Genomic DNA, 20,021 nt, shown 5'->3' with positions numbered 1-20,021 from the left:
GGGCCTCATCGTCCACCCCTCACCGCCTCACAGGGGTATGGGTGACGGCTCGTGCCGCTTCGCGGCACATCGCATCCCCAAACCCTCACAGCTCTTTGCAGGAACGCGCCGGCGTGCGACGGCATAGGTTGTCGCCCGTCCTGGGACGCGCACAGAGTGCGCTCCTACGAGGAAGAGTCCGCTCTTGGCTCTTGGCTCTTGGCTCTTGGCTCTTGGCTCTTGGCTTTTAGCTCTTGGTCTTTCGTTCTGGCTTTTGACCTCCCCTCCCCTATGCCGCGGCGGGCGGGTGGAGGAATAGCCCGAAGGGTGGCCGGCATGGACGCCGGCCAGTTTGTCGTCAGGGCAGGATGCCCTGTCGACAAACCCCGGAACCCGCCCGCGAACCTGGAGGGCGTTAGCCCGGAAGGCGCGCCATCGGGGTGGCCTTTCTCTTGGTTACTTCTCTTTGGCCAAACAAAGAGAAGTAACCCGGCGGCCGGCAGGCCGGCGGAAGCCCGCCGCAGGCGAGCAAGCTGGCGGACACGGCAAAGCGAAAGCAAAGATCAAAGTCACTGGATCCCAGCCTGCGCTGGGATGACGATCTAGGAAAGGGTGCGCCCAGTTGGCGCATCACGCTCCGTCTAAGTCGCGCCTGCGTATGGATAGCGTCCCACGTGTGGCTGCCCCTGGGAGGGCCGCCAAGCGACCCTCCCCCTTCCCCTCTCACTTCCCAGCCTTACCCTGCGGCGTCACCGTAATCGCCAACGCCTCCACATAGGTGATGCTCACCAGATCGCCCACCTTGAGCCTGTTCAACTGCGCCTGGCGCTCGGGATCCTTCACCTCGATCACGCGCTCGTGACCGTCTTCACCAGTCAAGGTCACGGTGTGGTTCTTCAGGTCCAGCGCCGTGAGCTTGGTGGTCACCGTGATCGAATGACCGGTGGTCATGCCAGGCGTCGAACCCTTGGGCGCGGTAGTGGTGCCGCCCTCGACTTCAGTGCCCAACTGGTGGTGGCCGTCGGCGGGCAGGATCTGCAGCGCCAGCGCGGCCTGGAAATGCGCGCTGACCTGGTCACCCGGCTTGATCTGGTCGAAGTTCTTCACTTCCGGCCCGGCCTCGATGGTTTCTTCATGGCCGCTGGGCCCGCGCAAGGTAATCAGGCGCTTGTCGTGGTCGATCGACACGACGGTGGCGGTAAGCGTCTTCTCCTGGCGCGCCAGCTCGCCCGCCGTGGTGTGGACGGTGGAGGAATGCGCGACCTCCTGCGCCTGCGACGCCATCGGCAGCGCCAGAGCGACGGCGAGCGCCGCCGCGAGCAACGACAAGGGGGAAACATGCGGCTTGGTCATGGTCGATCTCCTCTGGCAGTCATAAGGCCGGACACGGTCCGGCGGATTCGGGCCGGTCAGCCTGCGGGCGGCCCACCGGAAGGGGATGGGGCGTGTTCTTCGGGACGCGGTGGCGGGGCCGCGGGCGCTTCGTACCAGCGCTCCGGCGGCACCCACACCTTTTGTTCGGGTTGCCGTCTGAAGTGGGGCGACATCACCTGCACGCCGAATTCGTTGAAGGCATCCACGATGTGACGATTGAGCTCGGCCTCGGTCTCCACGTGGATCGCCGGATACGCCGTGGCTGCGTTGAGCTGGTACACGATGTAGTAGTCCGCCAGCGCCGTATGCAGCACGAATGGCCGCGGCTCCTTCAGCAGATAGGACGTGCGCGCGGCCGCCAGTTCCAGCAGCGCGTCCACCTGTCTCCATGGCGTGTCGTAACCGACACTGACCGTGACGGTGAGCAGCAGGCCCTCCTGGCGCGACTGTCGCGTGAAGTTGCGCATGGGTGACGACGACAGCACGGAATTGGGGACGGACACTTCCTCGCGGGTACGCGTGACCAGCTTCATCGACAAGGCGCCCAGCTCCAGCACGGCGCCTTCGTAGTCGCCGACGTGCACCCAGTCGCCGGTGCGCACTGCGCGCGAGTAGAGCACCACCAGCCCACTCATCACCTGGTTGACGATGCCCGCCGAACCGAGCGAGAGCATCACGCCAAGAAACACCGTGACGCCCTTGAACGCATCGCTGTTGGAGCCCGGGATATAGGGATAAGCCACGATCAGCGCGAACAGCCAGATCAGCGCGGACACCAGGCGCCGGGTGACCACGGCGGTCGGAGCCTCCAGCCAGCCCACCGTCACCGTTCCTGCCTCCACCGCACGGAACCATGCGCCGATGAGTCGCACCACGCCACGGGTGACGAGGAAAATCACCACGAGGGTCAGAAGGTTCGGCAGCTGGTTGACCAGGCCCATGCCCAGGTCCAATGCGGTGTTCACCAGGTATTGCCCGAGCACCTCGCCCCACGGGCTCGTATAGGGAAACTGGCGCAGCACGAAACTCAGCCACAGGTAGCCCAGGAACAGCATGGCGGCCACTCGCACCAGGCTCGCCAGTCGGCGCAACAGGGTCCAGATCAGCGGACGCAGGTCGAAGCCGGCGATATTCAGTTGCAGGCGCGCATGGGTAATGGCGATCAGGCGACGCTGCAGCATCCGATCCACCCGCATCAGCGCCCAGCACAGCGCGAACAGCACCACGCTCGCCAGCACGCTAAGGCCGACGCCTCGCAGCAAAAGGCCCGGCTCGCGGGATGCATCGCGCTCCCGCACCGTCTCCCGCAGCACCTGCACCGCCTGGTTGGCGGCCCGTTCCAGCGCAGCGCGGTCGCCACCTTCGACATCGCCCGGCAGAAGGCCGAACAGCATCAGGTTGCCGCCGTGCACCAGCACGCCCTGTTCGGAACCCGATTCGACCCAGGACGTGTAGATGTCGGTCGGCTTGAGCTTGTCGATCACGCCTTCGATGCGCTCGCCGGCCGAGCGTGCGCGGTCGGCCGGCGAAATGCCGTGGAATGGGGCGTAAAGCGTGACGACGGTGCGATTCCATACGCGCACGGGCGCGCCTTCGGCGCTGGCGCCGAGCACCTCGGCGGCGCTTGAGGCCGGGGCCGGCAGCTCGGGCGGCGTCTGCGCCGATGCCGGCGCGACTCCAGCCAGCCCGGTGATGGCCAGCATGGCCAGCGTCAACACGCATCGATGCGCACCGACGGCGAACCGGGCCCACCATGGCGCCGGGCGCGCGCATCGTCGCGCGCGCCGGCCAGGGCTGGCGGCCATGGAAACGGCGGTCATCATGACGCCATGTTCTGCCAGGACGGTCGCCGCCACGAGCGTAAATCCACGCAAACCGTCTACGTAGTTCTACCGAATTGGTCACGTCCGGACCACATTCACGGTCCGCGCACGCTTCCGCCCTACGCCGCGCTGACACAGCGCACGCCTGACGCCGGGCCGCCGCGCCGAAGCGGTAGCGAGGCCAGGTCGACAACAGTTGCAAGCGCGACATTTCCGTGCGCAATCGACTGCGCCGGAGCTTGATGCGCGCGATATAGTGTTCACAACTGTACCGCGCTGCGGCTGCAGCCGATGCGGGCGTCACGTCCGCACCTGTTGCGTACATTCATGGGAGAACGACCATGCGATATACGTTACTGGAAGGCAGCAAGGACGGTCTGACCCTTCTCGCACGCGTGTTGCTGATGATCCTGTACGTGGTGTTCGGCTGGACCAAGCTGATGGCTTTCTCTGGCACCGTCGCCTACATGACCTCGGTAGGCGTGCCCCTGCCAGCCGCGTCGACCGGACTGGCAGTGATCATGGAGTTCGGCGTCGGCGTGGCCATCGTGCTCGGCTTCTATACGCGGCCACTGGCGTTGGTGCTGGGGTTGTATACGCTGGCCGCCGCCCTGATCGGCCATCCGTTCTGGAACATGGTCGACCCGGACCGCGCCAACGCGATGATCAACTTCTACAAGAACGTGAGCATCGCCGGCGGCCTGCTGTTGTTGTGCCTGACAGGTCCGGGCCGCTACTCGCTCGATGGCAAATAGACGTCTCATTGCAATCGGACGCTTCCCCCGAAGCGGGAGCGTCAATGGCCGCCCAGGGTCGGCGTGACCATCCGGTTACGCAGCACGCCGGTGGGCGGCCTTACTGGCGCGTAGCCCCACCGAGGCTCTGCAACAACTGCTGGGCCTCCCCCGAACGCGGCGCCACCGCCACCAGACGCTCGGCATACTCGCGCGCTTTCTGCGTATCGCCCGCATCGCGCTCGAAACCCGCCAGCGCGAACAACAGCGAAGGATCGTAGGGCGAACGCTGCAGGGCATCGGCCAGCACCGTGCGGGCCTGCCCTCCCTGGCCGGCCGAGTTCAGCGCCACGCCGTAGACATAAGCGAAGCGTGCGTTCCCCGGCGCGGCCTGGTGCGCGCGCGCCAGCCACTCCAACGCATCCTGCTGGCGGTTCTGGCGAACCAGCGACAGGCCCTTGGCGTGCAGCAGGTTGGCGTTGCCCGGCGCCGCGGCGAGGCCCTCGTCGATCACCTGGCTCGCCTCCTGCTCTCTCCCCATCGCACGGTACATGTCGGCGAGATTCACATACGCCGGCACGAAGTCTGGCTGCAGGCGCAAGGCGTGACGAAACGCCTGTTCCGCCGAAGCCATGTCGCCACGCTCGACATAGACCAGGCCAAGGTCGAAGTGCGATTCGGGACGGTCGGCGATGGCCTGCTGCGCCTGCACGTAGGTGGCGAAAGCGCGATCGCGCGCTGCGCGCTGGCCCGCATCCAGCTGGCTGTCCGGTACACCGGCGAGCACCCGGCCCGCCTTCACCCGGACATCCAGCACGGGATCGTCCGCCAGCGGCGCGGCGAGGGGCCCTCGCACTTCAGGAGGGAAAGCAGTGAGTGCATCCAGCGCCGCCGCGCGCATCAACGGATCGACGTCACCCAACGCCATCTTCAGCGTCGACACCGCAGTGGGGCTGGGGTAGTGCTGCAGCTCGCTGACGGCGGTGGCTCGCGCAATCGTTGGCGATCCGGCGTCGCCCGCCAGCGCGGTGAGCAGATCGGCGGCGCCCGGCTTGCCATGGCGGGACGCATCGAGCGCATCGACGAAATGCTGGTAACCCTTTCGCTCGGGTCCATGCGCCTTCTCGATGGCGTCGGCGGCCCATTGCGCGCCCTTGTCGGCATGGCAACTGGCGCAGGCATTGGGCACGCCGTACTTCACGGTGAGGTCGGGACGCGGCACGCGGATGGAATGATCCGGTCGCGCATTGATCACCATGTAATTTTTCGACGGCATGTGGCATGCCACGCACTGCGAGCCGGGACTGCCGTCCTTGTGCATATGGTGGGCGGCGGTGTCGTAAACGGCCGGCGTATGGCAGCTTTCGCACAGCGCGTTGCCTTCCGCGCGGGTTTTGGCGGTGTGCGGATCGTGGCAGTCGCTGCAGGTCACGCCCTTGGCGTACATACGACTCTGCAGGAACGAGCCGTAGATATAGACCTCGTCCAGTTGCTGGCCGTCGGCGTAATAGCGGCCGTCGGTGAGCAGCACGGGATCGTGCGTGTCCATCAAGCGGCCGGTGGGCGCGGTGTCTGCGGCGATGATGTTGCGGCGCGAGTGGCACACCGCGCAGGTCTCCACTTCGCGATGCGTGGCCAACGGCGCGCTGCGCGCGGGATTGCCACTTGCGGGGTTGGGTATCCAGTGCGCGCCCTTGCGCTCATCCAGTGCGATGGCCAGGCCCATGCTGGCGTCGCGCTGCTTCCGCGTCGTGTCGCCGGCGGCCCACGCAAGATGGCGAGAGCCGGGTCCATGGCAGGCCTCGCAGGCCACGTTGATCTCACTCCAGCTGGTCTTGAACGTATTGGCGACGGCGTCGTAGTTGCGCTGCACATGGGTGGAATGACAGTCGGCGCACATGTAGTTCCAGTTCTGGTTCAACCGCGTCCAATGCAGCACGTCGTGCACATCGATGCGCTCACCGGGGTAGAGATTGAACCAGCGTTGCCCGCCCGCGACGACTGGCCGTGCATCCCATGCAGCGCGCAGCGCCTGCAGTCGTCCATCAGGGAACGCCACCAGGTACTGCTGGAGCGGATACACACCGAAGGCGTATTTGATCTCGAAGTCACCCGGCTTGCCGTCGGGGCCGTCAGTCTTCACGAGGTACGTATCGCCACGCCGGGAAAACCTGGCGACCGAACCGTCCTGCTTGAGCGAGCCGCCATCAAAGCGACCTTCGATGTTGGTGGCGTTGGCCACCTGCATCGCCTGCGCGTGGTGCGACTGCCGCCACGCATCCGCTTCCTTCCGGTGACAGGTGCTGCACGCGCCAGCGCCCACATAATGCGCGGGCGGAGCGGCCGGAGCCGCGGCCACCGGGGCGGACGTCGCGATCGCCGGGCCACCAGTGCTGATTGAGGCGCCCTGAGACGGCTGCCGCAGCCACCAGGCTCCCAGCACAAGCAGCACCAGCAGGCCGATGCCGAACGGCGCCCACCACCGCCCATGGCTGCCCGGCGACGACGAAACCGGTGAGGGTGCGTGCGGCGTGCGACGGGACGGCGTTGCCTTGGACGAACGCTTGCCATGGCTCCGCTTGGATCGTCCCATCCCCTGCCCCCGATACCATCGTGTGAGTTGGGCGCGCTCGTGCTCAGGCGCGCCGCCAGGTCAGCCGTGCGGGCATGGTATCGAGCCGATGCGATGAGTTCGTGAAAGCGCCGGGCATTACGCCGGGTTGAGTGGCGGCAGCGCGGGCGCACGATGGCCGCGCCGCTGCCGGCGCCAGTGGCCCCGTGCACGCGACACGCCCTCCACGATGGCGGTGGCCGACCAGGCTGCCGAGGCCTGTCCATACAGCGTGTCCTGCAACGCCGACCAATCGCCTCGCAGCGCGTCGTCGCCATAGGCGACACACCAGTCCTGCATGGTGGGCGGGCCGCCGTCCTCCGCGGCGCGGCGCACCCAGGCATCCACGGCCTCGGCCAGCGCGGCGGGCGACGTTGCGTGGCGCTGCCGCTTCAAGGCGGCAAACATCACCGGCTCAGCGTGTCGTCGCCGTTCACGCCAGGCGCGCCACCAGGCCAGACCCCGCCGCAACCGATCGCTGAATCGCCACATCAGTCCGCCCAGCGCCAGCATCCCCAGCGTGGCGATCCCGACATCGCTGGAGCACCACTCGATCAGGCGCGGCATCACGCCCTGTTGCGGCAGGGCGAAGCGCGGTCTGGACGGCGCACCCCACCAGGCGTGGAAGCTCACGCCCGGCACGTTGCTCTCGCGCCAGGTGCGCGTGCGGCTGTCCATCCAGCGCACGGTGACTGGCGGCAGCGAGTAATGGCCGCGCCGCTGGATCACGTAGCTGGCCGAGTCAACGCGGCTGCCGCCGACAAAGCCGCCCTGCTTTCCCACCATGTCACGCGTGACCGGTGGCGTCGCATACAGCGCCAACCCTTTCACCGGTTTGAATTCCGTCGGCGGCAGCATCATCGCCGGGGCGCCCTCCGCGGTGATCTCGATGCGGCGCGTGACGCCGTCGCCCACGTGCAGGCCGCCGCTCTCGGGCGTCACCGTCTGCGTCAGCGTGACCGCACTGGCAATCAGCGCCTGGGTCACCCCCGCAGGCAACGCCAGTGGCTGCACCTGGAGCGTGAGCGGCGTGGTCTGCACCGTCACCGGACTCCCCTGGGCGCCGACTTTCGCCGTCACGTCGAATGCAGGGATCTCGAGCGCGCCGGACACCAGCGGCGTCAGCAGGTAGGTGCGCGACACGCCCGACCAGGTCGCTCCATTGACGGTCTCCACCAGATGACCCGGCGTTTCGTCGGTAAGCGACAGATAGGCGCCATCCACATGCACTTCGGGCAACACCGGCGCCTCCTTGAAGAAGTCCGGCGTCAGCATGTCGACCTTGATGGTGGCCGTCTCCCCCTCAACCAGGGCGCCGGGAGGCTCCTGATGCACACGAACCTGCAGCGGGGGCGGCGTGGACGGCGGAGTCGCCACCGTCGCGGCAGGCGCGGGCTGCTGGGCGTGCGCCCATCCAGCCAGCAGCAGGCAAGCCATGGGGAGCCACGCCTTCATGGATGCGCCTGAGCCGGAGGCGCCGGCGCCGTCGAGGCCGCGGCTGGTGCAGCGGTTCGCGCCGGAGTCTCGCTTTCGACATTGAACTTTGTGCGCAGGAAATCTGCCGGCGAGACATTGAGGTTGCGCATCCATACATCGGCAGGCAACTCGGACGGCCGCGGGCCCATCATCTTTTCGGTGGCATTGCCCTTCTTGCCTTCCTTGTCGAACTTCACCTCGTCGGGCTTCAGTTCTTCGTCCGGCGTCTCAGGCGGCACTTCTTCCCGCTGCTTGATCAGTCGCGTCATCAGCGCCAGGTTGTCCTGCGCCTGGGGGAACGGATGGCGCGTGCGCAGCGCCTGGTTGTAGGCGTCCTTGGCCTCCTGGTACTCCATGCGCCGCGCATAGCAGTTGCCGGTCATGAATTGCGCGTCGGCGCCGGGCAACGTTTCGAAGATCTTTCGCGCGTCGTCGTAGCGTCCATGCTGGTACAAGGCCAGGCCCTTCCAGTACGGATCCTGGAAATGCTCGGCTGCCCGACCAAAATCGCGGTGCTCGTAGTACCAGCGCCCCTGCTGATCGGGTGTAAAGAACCAGTCGGCCACGTGCCGGTCAGCCGCGCTGGCCGGCGCGGGCATGGCGCCCAGTCCCAGCGCGCCGAGCACGAATACCCAACGCACCATCCAACCGCGGCGGAACCACAGCAAGGCCAGCAACACCAGCGGATAGCACAGGTAGTAGCCGTACTCCTTCCAGCGGATGGTGGCGGTGCTGTCGTGCACGATGGCCAGGTGATGCAGCGCCTCGCGCTGTACCCAGCGCATGTCGGCATCGTCGGTGGTGATGCTGGCCAGCGGCACATGGGCCTGCGAGGACAGCCGCTCCAGCGCCGCGTCGTCGAGCCTCGCCTGCACCGGCCCACCCTCCGCGCCGGTCACGAGCGCGCCCGACGGCGCCCGCAGCGGGCCACCCTTGGTGGTGCCCACCGCGAGCATCAGCACCTGCTGGCGTGAATGCTGGTGGTGCTGCACGAACGCGGCTATTTGCGTGTCATCGAAACCGCTGGTGAAGAACACCACGGTGCCGGGATCGCTCTCGGCATCGAGCAGGTGGTCGGCCATGGCCAGCGCCGCGGCCGCGTTCTGTCCCCTCGCCGGCAACAGGTCGGTGGTAATGGCGGACAGGAACAGCTCCATCAGCGCCGGATCGTCGGTGGGTGGCAGCACCATGTGCGCGGTGTTGGTGTAGACGATCAGGCCGATGCGGCCGCCAGCGCGCAACGCCACGAGGTCGCGGATCTTCTGCTTCGCGCGCTCCAGCCGCGTGGGCGCCACGTCGATGGCGTTCATCGCCGGCGACAGGTCGAGGGCCACCACCATCGGCGCCCGATCCTCTGCGAACGGCGGCGGGTCCAGCTCCCAGGTCGGCCCGGCGCAGGCGATGGCCCCGAGCACCAGCACCGCACACACCAGGTGGATCGGGCGGGTGCGCCACCTTCCGTGGTCACCCACCACCAGATGCTTGAGCAGATGCGGAGCGATCATGCCTTTCCAGCGCTGCAACGGATCGTTGCGCCGGTTCCACCACCACAGCAGCAGCGGCCCCATCGGCGCGAGCAGCAGCCATAGCGGACGGATGAAATGGAAGCCCTGCTCCATCGCTCAGCCCTCCGTCGGCTCGGCGGTGAGCGACTCGGCCGCGCGTCGGCGTGCGATCGGCGCCAACAGGCCCAGCATCAGCAGGTGGTAGGCCAGCATCAGCAGCAGGGCGGCGCCCAGCGGGTAGTAGTAGAGCTTCACCTTGGGCCGGTACACCGAGTGCTTCACCTTGCTCGGCGTCATGCGATCCAGCAAGGCGTAGATGCCCGCGAGCTGCTGGCGGTTCTCGCCCCGATAGCTCTGCCCGCCCGTGGCCTTGGCGATGCGCTGCAGCGCCTGCAGGTCCACCCGATCCTCGCCGGTGGCATGGGGATCACCGATACCGATGGTGTGGATCACGATGTGATGCGCCCTGGCGATGGCGGCTGCCTTCTCCGGTGGAAGGCGGCTGGCGGTGTCGTTGCCGTCGGTCAGCAGGATCAGCACGCGATCGCGCTGCTGAGAGTGTTCGGTCATCTTCACCGCCATGCCGATGGCGTCGCCTATCGCCGTCTGCGGCCCGGCCATGTTCACGCGCAGCTCGTCCAGCAATTCGCGCACCGCCACGTGGTCCAGCGTCAGCGGCGCCTGCGGAAACGCATTGGTCCCGAACACGATCAGCCCGATGCGATCGGTGGTGCGGCGCTGGATGAACTCATCGACCACGCCCTTCACGGCGGTAAGGCGATCGGTGCGCCGCCCTTGCTCGTCGACGAAATCCGGCGTGGCCATGGAGCCGGACAGATCGATCGCCAGCAGCAGGTCGCGCGCCGACTCCGTGCGTTCCACCGGAGGCTCGAGCCACTGTGGCCCCGCAAGGGCCAGCACCGCCAGCACCCAGCAGATCGGCGCCAGAATGCGACGCAGCCAGTTGCCCCGCAGAATCACCGCGCCGCGTGATGGCGTCTGCCCGGTGATCCGCGAAAGATCGTCGAAGAACGGCACGCGGATCGCACGGGTGCGCTCGCCGTAGGGCGGCAATAGCCACCACACCAGCAGTGGCGACGGCAGGATCAGTAGCAGCCACGGGTGCTCAAGCTGGAACATGGCCGTCGATCCACTGGTGCAGCAAGGCCATCAGCGCCGTGATTTCGTCCGCGCGGGGTTCGCCAAGGCCGTAGGCCAGCGTGCCCAGCACCTTGCCCGGCCCTTCGCTGAAGACGTTACCCGCAAAGGTGCGGTCCAGGTAGGCCAGCCACGCCGCGCCGCTCAACGGCGCCACCTGCGCGCGCGGCGCCCAGGCCAGCACGGTGCGCTTGACCAGTGCCGGCAACGCCAGCAAGGCCTGCGTGCGCTGCGAGGGATCGGCTACCGCCCGCTCGATCCTGGCCAACTCGGCCTGCGCTTCGCGGCGGTACCGGTCCCGCCGCCAGCGACGCCATCTACGGACCACCCACCATGACAACAGCACCAGCACGATCGCGGCCAACACCCACCAACCTGCGGTTTGCGGCGCCCATGACACCGGCGAGGGATCCGCAATGTCCTTGAGCTGGGCGATGGAGGCCGCTTCGGGAGCCTTGGCGGGAACAACGATCATGGCCTAGCCCCGGCGTTGTGCGAAGTGACCGAGCAGGTGGGCCATCTGCGCCACCGTGGGCTGCTCGGTATCCATCGCGAGCAGCGGCACGCCGCAGCGCTGCAGCAGGGCCACGGTCTGCTGCAGTCGCGTATCGAACATCCTGCCCAGCGGTTCGCGGACGGTCCGGCGCTCAAAGTCCAGCTCGAGTTGCAGTTCGCCTTCGGTCACCACGATCTTGCCGCGATCGGGGATCGCCCGCGCCGACGGATCGAATACCAGCGCGGCGATCACGTCGTTGTGCGCGGCCAGTTCGCGCACCAGCTGCAGCGTCTCCTCGTCGGCGCCGAGGAAATCGCTGACCACCAGCACCAGGTAGTCGTGCGTGGCCAGGTGCAGGGCCGCTCGCAACGCGGCATCGAGCTGGCGTGGCTGGCTGCGCACCGGATCGTCTGCGCGCAGCGCCTGGTTGTGGCGCGCCAGCGTGCCCAACAACATCTGCACGTGGCTGCGGCTGCGATGCGGACGCACGCTCTCGATGCGGCTGTCGTCGAACACCACCGCGCCGGCGCGGTCACCCATCTGGAAAGCCATCCAGGCGCCCAGCGCGACGATCTCCGCCGCCACCACCGACTTCATCGCGCGGCGCGTGCCGTAGAACATCGAGATGCGCTGGTCGACCACGAACAACGCGGGGCGATCGCGCTCCTCGGTGTACGAGCGCACCAGGGCGCGTCCCACGCGAAGGGAGGCCTTCCAGTCCAGTCGGCGCAGGTCGTCGCCCGGCACGTAGGCGCGGATCTCCTCGAAGTTGAGCCCGCGCCCGCGCAGCCTGGATGCGTGGCGACCGCTGAGGATGCTGTGGTGCGGCCGATGCGGCGCCAGGTTGAGGCGGCTCGCGTCCATCTCCATGCGCACCAGGTGCGCCGGGGTCACGTAGACGGTACCGATGTCGTCAGGTGGCGCCTTGGCCATGTCCATCTCCTACGCCGGTAGGGCCACCAACTCCAGTATCCGGTCGATCACCTGGTCGGCGCGGATGCCTTCGGCGCTTGCGTCATAGGAAAGGATCAGGCGATGGCGCAGCACGCCGTGCACCACGGCGCGCACATCGTCGGGCGTCACATGCGCCCGTCCTTCCAGCCAGGCGTTGACGCGCGAAGTGCGATCCAGCGCGATGCCGCCACGCGGGCTGGCGCCGACCTGGATCCAGCCGGCCAGCGTCTTGTCGAAGCGATCGGGGTGCCGCGTGGCATCCACCAAGGCCATCACATACTGCTCGATCGCCGGCGCCACGTGAATGTCATGCACCTGCTTGCGCGCCTCGAACACCTGCGCCGGGTCGATGCGCTGCTCCGTGGCTGCCGCCGCACCCGGCCCAGATGACACCTCTTCGCCTCGCACCAGCTTCAGCACGTCGATCTCGCTTTCCTTGTCGGGATAGTCGATCAATACCTTCATCAGGAAGCGATCCAGCTGCGCTTCGGGCAGCGGATAAGTGCCTTCCTGCTCGATCGGGTTCTGCGTAGCCAACACGATGAAGAGGTCCGGCATGGGGTGCGTGGCGCCGGCCACGGTGATCTGCCGCTCCTCCATCGCCTCCAGCAAGGCGGCCTGCACCTTGGCGGGCGCGCGATTGATCTCATCGGCGAGGATGACGTTGCCGAAGATCGGTCCGGGCTGGAACTGGAACACGTTCTGGCCGTCGTGCTGATGCAACACCTCCGTACCGGTGATATCCGAGGGCAACAGGTCAGGCGTGAACTGGATGCGGCGCATCTGCGCGTCCAGCCCCCTGGCCATGCTCTTCACCGCGCGCGTCTTGGCCATGCCCGGCAGGCTCTCGAGCAACAGATGGCCGTTGGCCAGCAGGCCGATGATCATGTGACGGATCAGCTCCCGCTGTCCGATGATCGAAGCTTCCATGTGTGATTGCAGCGCCGTGATGGCTACCCGAGCGTTCATGATCCCTCGCCGTTTCGTTCGCTTCGCCCTTGCCCGGGATGCCTGTCCACCGTCCCGGCGAGGCCGGCATCCTTTTTCTTTGGCGCCTTGGGTACATCATCGTTCCCGGCGTCAAACCAGTTCTCTCAGACTGGTGACATGACGTCGGATGGGCGCCGCATCCGTCACTGCGCTCCCTGCGCAATCCACCGGTAGTAAGGATTGGCGCCATCCGCTTCCATCACACGCCCCAGCGCGTCAGCCCACTGGTCCCGATCACCTTCGTACGCGGCCAGACCCGAGGCGTAGAAGGTGAACAGCACATCGCGCTGCCGCTGCATGTCCGCCAGCAGTTCCGCACTGGCGCCACGAACCGGTGGCGCGGACTGCAAGGCGATCAGCTCGGGCAACACGCGCACGATCTCGTCGCGCCGCACCCAGGTGGCGTACTCGATGCTGGGCCGGTCGTCGGTCACGGCCGGCGTGTCACCGGCATAGCGTTCCAGCGCAGCGCGGTCACCCACCCAGGTCGCCAGCAGCGCGCCGGGCGAGGCGATGCCCACGTCCCTGAGGGCGCCTGCGACGGAGGGCTGCGCGAAGCGCCGTTCGATTTGCGCCGCGTCGAGCTCGATCGGATCGTTCGATCCCACCAGCAGCATCTCGTGCAGCTCGGTCGTCCACAACGTGGCGTGCGGGAACGCGTCGAGGAAAGCGCGCACCATGGCGCGCGAGTCCTCGTCATTCTGGGTGGCGATCGGCCACCACTGCGCCAGCACACCATGCGGCGCCAAGCGGGAGGCGGCTAGCTGGTAGAAATCGCGCGAATACAGATTCACCACGCCCGCGGCGGAAGGCGGCGGCGGCTCCAGCGTGATCATGTCGTAGCGCTGGTCGCTGCGCAGCAGTTCGCGGCGACCGTCGCGCAGGCGGATGTCCAGTCCATGATCGACGGTGCCTGCGCCATAGTTGCCCTTGAACTGCGCCGCCGCCTGCACCACCGCGGGCAGCAGCTCGGCGCACACCCGCGTCTTCAGGCCGGGATACTGTGACAGCGCGCCGGCCGTAATGCCGGTGCCGAATCCGATTACCAGCGCTGACTTCGGCTCGCCACGATGGATGATCAGCGGCAGCAGCGCCTGCAGGCGCATGTAACGCTGTGACGGCAGCGTGTCGCCGGAATTGGAAACGCCCTGGATATACAGCCGGTGAAATGCATTGTCGCCCTCGCCTTGCGCGAGCACCGCCACGGCGCCGCCGCGGCTTTCCCGGTAATACGTCACCTGCCCGCCGCGCGCCTGCGTCAGCAGGCCGGCGAGCTTGTCCGCCGGCGTCAGCACGCCCAGCGCCAGCGAGCACATACCGACCGCGACTACCAGCCAGCGCGACCGGCTCCGTCCCTGCGAGCCCACAAATACAGCGACCAGTCCAACTGCGGCGGCCAGCAGCGCCAGCAGCGCCAGTGTATGCACCAGGCCGAACAGCGGCACGAGCACGAAGCCGGTGAGCACCGTGCCGGCGATGCCACCCAGCGTATTGAGCGCCAGCGCCATGCCGACGCCACGCCCGCTTTGCGACGGTCGCGCACACAGGCGCAATACCGCGGGGAAAGCTGCGCCCAGCACGATGGTCGGCGCCAGCACCAGGGACGCTGCGGCCAGGGTAAAGCGCGCGCACATGGCCGCCAGCCGGCTGTCGGTGGCGGCGCCAACCCATGCCGCCATCGCTGCCTGCGAGTCTCCCAGCCAACTCCCGAGCCAACTCAGTTGCAGCAGCGCCACCAGCCCGGCGAGCGCTATCAAGGCGCCAAACGCGGCCCAGCCGTCCTTCACGCGCGCCGCGAAGCGGGCATAGACCGCGCTGCCGATCATCAGGCCCGCCAGGTACACCGCCAGCATCATGGCGAAGGCGAAGGCGCGGGTGCTCATGAACTGCACCACGGTCTGCGACCACACCACCTCGTAGCCCAGCGCGACGCCGCCGGCGACCGCATAGAGCACCAGGGCCAGACGCTCTTCCCGTGTCATTCCGACGTTGTCACGCTCCACGACAGGCGATGGCGCGACGACGCGGCGATCCAGCGCAAGCGCCACGCTGGCCGCGAGCAGATTTATCGCGGCCGCCGCCATCGCCGAACCCTGCACGCCCAAAGCCGGCAGCAGCACGAAGGGCGCGAGCAACACGCCCGCGATGGCCCCGGCCGTGTTGGCTGCATACAAGCGCCCGCCTGTGCGCGCCACGCTATCGGGCACGCTCGCGCGCACCAACACCGGCAGCGTGCCGCCCATCGCGATGGCGGGAATACCCACCAACGCAAACGGCAGCAGCCAGGCCAGCCAGCCGATGCTGCGTTCGAGCACGGCAAACGGCGCGGCGCTATGCGCCAGCAGCAGCGTCGCCGACACGCCCAGCAGCGCCACCGCGCCTTCCAGCCAGGCATACAGACGCAAGGGACGCTGTAGCCGGTCGGCCGCACGTCCCAGCCAGGCGCCGCCGATGGCGAGCCCGGCAAAAAAGGCGCTCACCGCAATGGTGACGGCGTATACCTCCACGCCCACCACCAGCGAGAGCTGCTTGATCCACAACAGTTGATAGACCAGCGACGCGGCGCCCGAGCCAAATAAAAGCAGCGCCGGCCAGAGAGCCGTGGCAGGCGCAACCTGGCTGGCCGAAGGAACAAGCTTCGCTGCGCGACGGCGCTGCATGGCGCTAGGCATGGAACTCACGCGAGGCTGCACTCCCTACGAGTATGAAGTGATCGCCAGCCACCCATGCAAATGCGGGACGCCGGCGATGTGACCTGAAAGGTGGGGCGACGTCCCTGTCGCCCAACGCTTCCGATGCTTACTTGCCCTGCTTCTGCAGTTGCGCCTTCATTGCTTCGATGTATTGGTCGATGTTGAACGAACCCGGCGTCTGACTCGGCGGGTAATCCTTGAATGTCTGGAGGAATTCTCCCGCGCGGCGGCCACCGTCAAAGACCAGGTAGGCATTCTCGGTGATCCAGTTGTAGTAGCCGTTGGTCGGGCCGATATCCGCCCGCTCATAGGGATCCATGCGCAGGTTGTAGAGCTTCGGCGTGCGCAGGCAGGTGAAAGGCTCCATCCATATCTGCATGCCGCCCTGCGCGCGCTGTTCGCAGAAGACCACCTTGAACGCATCCGGACGCGAGGCTCCCGGGTTGATCGGATCCCAGCGAACGGCGACCAGCTGGGCGTCATCGTTGAAATAGAAGAACTCCTCGCGCGGACTGACATTCGTCTTGCCCGTGAGGTAGGGCAGGAAGTTGTAGCCGTCCAGGTGCACCTTGAAGCTCTTTCCGCCGATGCTGTCGCCCTTCAGAAGCTTGTTGGTGATGTCGCCGTCGCCGGCCGCCGCCGCCAGGGTCGGGAACCAGTCGAGGCCGGAGATCAACGCATTGCTGACCGTGTTGGGTCGGATGTGGCCCGGCCAACGAATCATCGCTGGAACGCGGAAGGCGCCTTCCCAGTTCGAGTCCTTCTCGCTGCGGAACGGCGAATTGGCGGCATCCGGCCAGCTGAAGAAGTTGGGCCCGTTGTCGGTGGTGAAGATGACGATGGTGTTCTTGGTGACACCGGCATCATCCAGCGCCTTCAGCAGCTTTCCGACGTTCTGGTCCATCTCCCAGACACCGTCGGCATATTCATGCCCATCGCCGAGACCCGCCTTGCCGCGGTACTCGGGGCGCACGTGGGTAAACATGTGCATGCGGGTGAAGTTCATCCACACGAAGAACGGCTGCTTGGCCTGGGCCTGCTTCTGGATGTAGGAGATCGCCGAACCGGTGGTCTCGTCGTCGATCGTCTCCATGCGCTTGGTGGTCAGCGGACCGGTGTCCTCGATCTTGCCGTCCGAGAACGTATGCAGCACGCCGCGCGGGTTATAGGCCTTGAGGAAGGCCGGATTGTTCTTCGGCCAGTAGGGGCGCTCGGGCTCTTCTTCGGCGTTGAGGTGATACAGGTTGCCGAAGTACTCGTCGAAGCCGTGCTTGGTCGGCAGGAAGCGATCCTGGTCACCCAGGTGGTTCTTGCCGAACTGCCCGGTGGCATAGCCCATGCCCTTGAGCACCTGGGCAATGGTCACGTCACGATCCTGCAGGCCCTGCGGAGCGCCAGGCACACCGACCTTGGAAAGGCCCGTACGCAGCACGGTCTGGCCGGTGATGAAGGTCGACCGCCCCGCCGTACAGCTGTTCTCGGCGTAGTAGTCGGTAAAGATCATGCCGTCGCGGGCAATGCGGTCGATGTTGGGCGTGCGATAGCCCGCCAGACCCATCGAATAGGCGCTGATGTTGGACTGACCCACGTCATCACCGAAGATCACGAGGATGTTCGGCTTGCCGTTGTCCTGTTCCGATGACTGCTGGTCCTGGTCAGGCGGCTGCGCCTTCACCGTCGACGGTTGCATGGTGACGGCGCCAACGACGAGCAAGGCCGTCGCCACCACCGTGCCTAGTGATTTCAACAAGGTATTGCGCTGCCACGGGCGTATCATGGGGGACCTCCTGGTAGGCATGACTGCGCCACGCAGTCAGCATTGATCACGCGTGTCATTTTTTGGCGGTGTCCGACCGGAGCGCCGCCACCCGCCTCACGTCATGGCTTCTCCGACGGATAGATCTGCTTCCAGTCCTGCTTCATGTCGACCACGGTCCATCCTTTGGCCGCGGCCTCATCCCATGCCTTGTCCAGCTTCCCCACTCGGGAGTCGCGGTCGTAGGACCATTCGCGTGCGGCGTCGGTGTGGTGCACAAGGCCAACAAGGTGCGCGCCGTCTCCGGAAGCCGTCCACTCGAGCATCTGCTGGTCACCATCGGAGTTGCCGAAGGCGAATACCGGCTTGCGGCCGATGAATCGCTCGATGCCCACGGGCTTGCCCGGCCCGTCATCAAGCAGCGCGACCTTGGCCTGCTTCATCAGCACGGGCTGGCCATCGCGAAGCTCGAACTTCAGCTCACCCTCGCTGCCGATCACTTGCTCGGGTGGGACGCCGTACACGGCCTGCGCCCACGCGCGTACGAAGTCCTGGCCGCCGCCGGTCACGATGTAGGTCTTGAAGCCGTTGTCGCGCAGGTAGTGCAACAGCTCCAGCATCGGTTGATAGACCATCTCGGTGAACATGCGATGCGTCGTGGGGTGACGCGCACTGGACGCCCACAGACTCACCCGCCGGGCAAACTCGTCCGTGGTCATGCCCGCGTGCGTGGCGGCCATCAGCTGCGCCACGCCTTGTTCGCCCGATGCCGCCAGTCCCTTGAGATCCCCGGCCAGCGCCGATTTGAACGGCTCGGTGGTCTTCCACTCCGGATGCTGGGGCGCCTGCGCCTTGACCTGATCGAGCACGAAGAAGACCTGGAAATAGATGGGCTGCTCGGCCCACAGCGTACCGTCGTTGTCGAACACGGCGATGCGCCGATCCGGAGCGATGTAGCCGGACCCGGCTTCGGTCGTAGCCTTCGTCACGAAGGTCACGATCTGCTGCTTCACCTGCCCATCGTTCCATGAAGGCAATGGATCCTGCGCCGCGAGGCAGGCCTGACTGCACAACCACAGCAGCACGAGCAGGATGCACATAGGCGCCGCTTGCAAGGACGCAAAACGGAAACGGACGCATCCAACCCGGCGTTTGACACTCATGCAGCAGCTCCTTGGATTCCTTTGCCAGCGCGGTCGTGACGTCCATCAAGGCGACAGTGCGACGCGCGCCCCTGGGCTCATGGCAGAGCCATCGACCCAGAGAGAGGCAGCGTAGGCAAAGGTCGTGCATCGCGCTGCGCGTGACAATCGGGTGCTCTACTTAGGAGGCCTAAGCAAAATTACGGTAGCAACCCATACTTGGCGCGTTTCCGTGTCGCGCCGTTGACCTTTGTGAAGAGGCCGTGAGAAGCACCTATCGCGTCATCAAAGACCCTCATGCCGACCCATCACCGCGCATGTGTTCGCTTCGTGCGCGTGGAGTCGCGCGCGTGCCTGGGCGACATGGCCCGCGCGCAGCACTGTGCCGGACATGTCGGCCGCCACCTCGCCATATGGCCTAGCGTCATGCCAATCCCTGCGTGCTAGGGTGCGCGGCGTGGGGACGCCGGCCGCTCATGATCTTGCCGGCGACACGTGACCACCGCCCGATGCTACGAGGACTTTGCAGCCAGGAATGGCTGGGTCTTGCGCTGGAGTGCGGCATTCATGACCACGCAACTCGCCATCGCGGTGTGCATGCAGCGCCTCGTCTCGAAGGCTCAAGCACGCAGTACGTCCGCGCCCTCGCATCTTCCTTACGACAGGCAGGCACGCTGCCATGGTCGCTCGCGGCCGTCGATGGTTATGGCCGCGAAGAACGACTCATCGCCCGACAGCAAGAGATGACCTGCATCCGCTCCATCCATCTCGCTGAAGAGGAGTTTCGTCATGTCTAAAACGATCATCGTGAGCCTGGGCACGAACTCTGCCGGCCTGAAGTACCTGGTGATCAACGATGGCGACAAAGCCAACGAGTTCGATCGTGGAAAGCACACGGTCATGTGGGAGCTCGACAAAGACCTGAATGATGCGTCATTCAATCCACAGAACGATCTCCTCGCCCCCGGCTTCAGCTGGATCGGCGGCACACCCAATGAGGGGATCTTTGGTGGGCCCATCGTTTCAGGCAACGCCCAAGGCACGAGGCGGGTCATGAAGATGGCCAACAACAATGCAAACCCCAACACCATCGGCGTCTGGTACTACCGCCTGAGCGCCACCATCCAGGGCGTTCTTTACCTGTCGCAATACCAGGGCACCACCAATCCAACGGTCGCGGTTCCAGCGGCAAGTACCGAGCCGGTCGACGGGGGCAAGTTGCTTTCGATGATGACGGGCAACCCTTCAATCAAGAATAACTAGCGTGAAGGCGCCATGAAGGCCGCTGAGGCGCCTTCGTCGCTCACGCGAGCCGGCAAAAGGGCATAGA

At 66.3% G+C, this 20,021-nt stretch carries 15 protein-coding genes; 2 read left to right on the top strand and 13 right to left on the bottom strand.

Annotation, left to right across the window (positions count from 1 at the left end; all coding sequences use genetic code 11):
• Positions 1–702: 702 nt before the first annotated feature.
• Together DVT68_RS14955 and DVT68_RS14950 are read right to left on the bottom strand one after the other, a co-directional pair.
• Positions 703–1,332 (bottom strand): hypothetical protein, encoded by a 630-nt coding sequence (locus DVT68_RS14955; protein ID WP_114825912.1) that lies wholly within the window; start codon positions 1,330–1,332, stop codon positions 703–705.
• Positions 1,333–1,388: 56 nt separating this feature from the next.
• Positions 1,389–3,071 (bottom strand): mechanosensitive ion channel family protein, encoded by a 1,683-nt coding sequence (locus DVT68_RS14950; RefSeq protein ID WP_147281748.1) that lies wholly within the window; start codon positions 3,069–3,071, stop codon positions 1,389–1,391.
• 446 nt (positions 3,072–3,517) lie between these two features.
• On the opposite strand from DVT68_RS14950, the gene DVT68_RS14945 reads away from it, so the two are divergent.
• On the top strand, positions 3,518–3,931 hold the full coding sequence (locus DVT68_RS14945; protein ID WP_114825910.1) for a DoxX family protein: 414 nt from the start codon (positions 3,518–3,520) through the stop codon (positions 3,929–3,931).
• A gap of 100 nt (positions 3,932–4,031) precedes the next feature.
• Here the strand turns inward: DVT68_RS14945 and DVT68_RS14940 are convergent, their stop codons facing one another.
• The 11 genes from DVT68_RS14940 to DVT68_RS20805 all read right to left on the bottom strand — a co-directional run bounded on the left by DVT68_RS14940 (position 4,032) and on the right by DVT68_RS20805 (position 19,482).
• Positions 4,032–6,503 carry a tetratricopeptide repeat protein gene (locus tag DVT68_RS14940; RefSeq protein WP_114825909.1) on the bottom strand — a complete coding sequence of 824 codons (2,472 nt, stop codon included), beginning with the start codon at positions 6,501–6,503 and terminating at the stop codon, positions 4,032–4,034.
• A gap of 117 nt (positions 6,504–6,620) precedes the next feature.
• Positions 6,621–7,976: a BatD family protein gene (locus tag DVT68_RS14935; protein WP_158543515.1), complete on the bottom strand. Its 1,356-nt coding sequence runs from the start codon at positions 7,974–7,976 to the stop codon at positions 6,621–6,623.
• Positions 7,973–9,616 carry a VWA domain-containing protein gene (locus DVT68_RS14930; protein ID WP_114825907.1) on the bottom strand — a complete coding sequence of 548 codons (1,644 nt, stop codon included), beginning with the start codon at positions 9,614–9,616 and terminating at the stop codon, positions 7,973–7,975. Before DVT68_RS14930 ends, DVT68_RS14935 begins: the two co-directional genes overlap by 4 nt.
• Positions 9,617–9,619: 3 nt before the next feature.
• Positions 9,620–10,642: a VWA domain-containing protein gene (locus DVT68_RS14925; RefSeq protein WP_114825906.1), complete on the bottom strand. Its 1,023-nt coding sequence runs from the start codon at positions 10,640–10,642 to the stop codon at positions 9,620–9,622.
• Positions 10,629–11,135, bottom strand: a complete 507-nt coding sequence (locus DVT68_RS14920; protein WP_114825905.1) for a DUF4381 domain-containing protein — start codon at positions 11,133–11,135, stop codon at positions 10,629–10,631. Before DVT68_RS14920 ends, DVT68_RS14925 begins: the two co-directional genes overlap by 14 nt.
• 3 nt (positions 11,136–11,138) lie before the next feature.
• On the bottom strand, positions 11,139–12,089 hold the full coding sequence (locus tag DVT68_RS14915; protein ID WP_114826125.1) for a DUF58 domain-containing protein: 951 nt from the start codon (positions 12,087–12,089) through the stop codon (positions 11,139–11,141).
• A 9-nt stretch (positions 12,090–12,098) separates the two neighbouring features.
• Complete coding sequence (locus DVT68_RS14910; protein ID WP_114825904.1) at positions 12,099–13,079, bottom strand: AAA family ATPase; 981 nt, start codon at positions 13,077–13,079, stop codon at positions 12,099–12,101.
• A gap of 164 nt (positions 13,080–13,243) precedes the next feature.
• On the bottom strand, positions 13,244–15,772 hold the full coding sequence (locus DVT68_RS14905; protein ID WP_233523514.1) for a fused MFS/spermidine synthase: 2,529 nt from the start codon (positions 15,770–15,772) through the stop codon (positions 13,244–13,246).
• Between the two features lie 127 nt (positions 15,773–15,899).
• On the bottom strand, positions 15,900–17,570 hold the full coding sequence (locus tag DVT68_RS14900; protein WP_114825902.1) for an arylsulfatase: 1,671 nt from the start codon (positions 17,568–17,570) through the stop codon (positions 15,900–15,902).
• Positions 17,571–17,671: 101 nt separating this feature from the next.
• Positions 17,672–18,712, bottom strand: a complete 1,041-nt coding sequence (locus tag DVT68_RS14895) for an HAD family hydrolase (protein WP_233523498.1) — start codon at positions 18,710–18,712, stop codon at positions 17,672–17,674.
• Between the two features lie 635 nt (positions 18,713–19,347).
• Complete coding sequence (locus DVT68_RS20805; protein WP_267897420.1) at positions 19,348–19,482, bottom strand: hypothetical protein; 135 nt, start codon at positions 19,480–19,482, stop codon at positions 19,348–19,350.
• On the opposite strand from DVT68_RS20805, the gene DVT68_RS14890 reads away from it, so the two are divergent.
• Positions 19,481–19,954, top strand: a complete 474-nt coding sequence (locus tag DVT68_RS14890) for a hypothetical protein (protein ID WP_147281747.1) — start codon at positions 19,481–19,483, stop codon at positions 19,952–19,954. The two genes, DVT68_RS20805 and DVT68_RS14890, sit on opposite strands and share 2 nt — an antisense overlap.
• The last annotated feature ends 67 nt before the right edge of the window (positions 19,955–20,021 follow it).

This window comes from Dyella solisilvae, assembly GCF_003351225.1.
Lineage (GTDB): Bacteria > Pseudomonadota > Gammaproteobacteria > Xanthomonadales > Rhodanobacteraceae > Dyella > Dyella solisilvae.
This window is presented reverse-complemented; position numbering and strand designations above follow the sequence as displayed.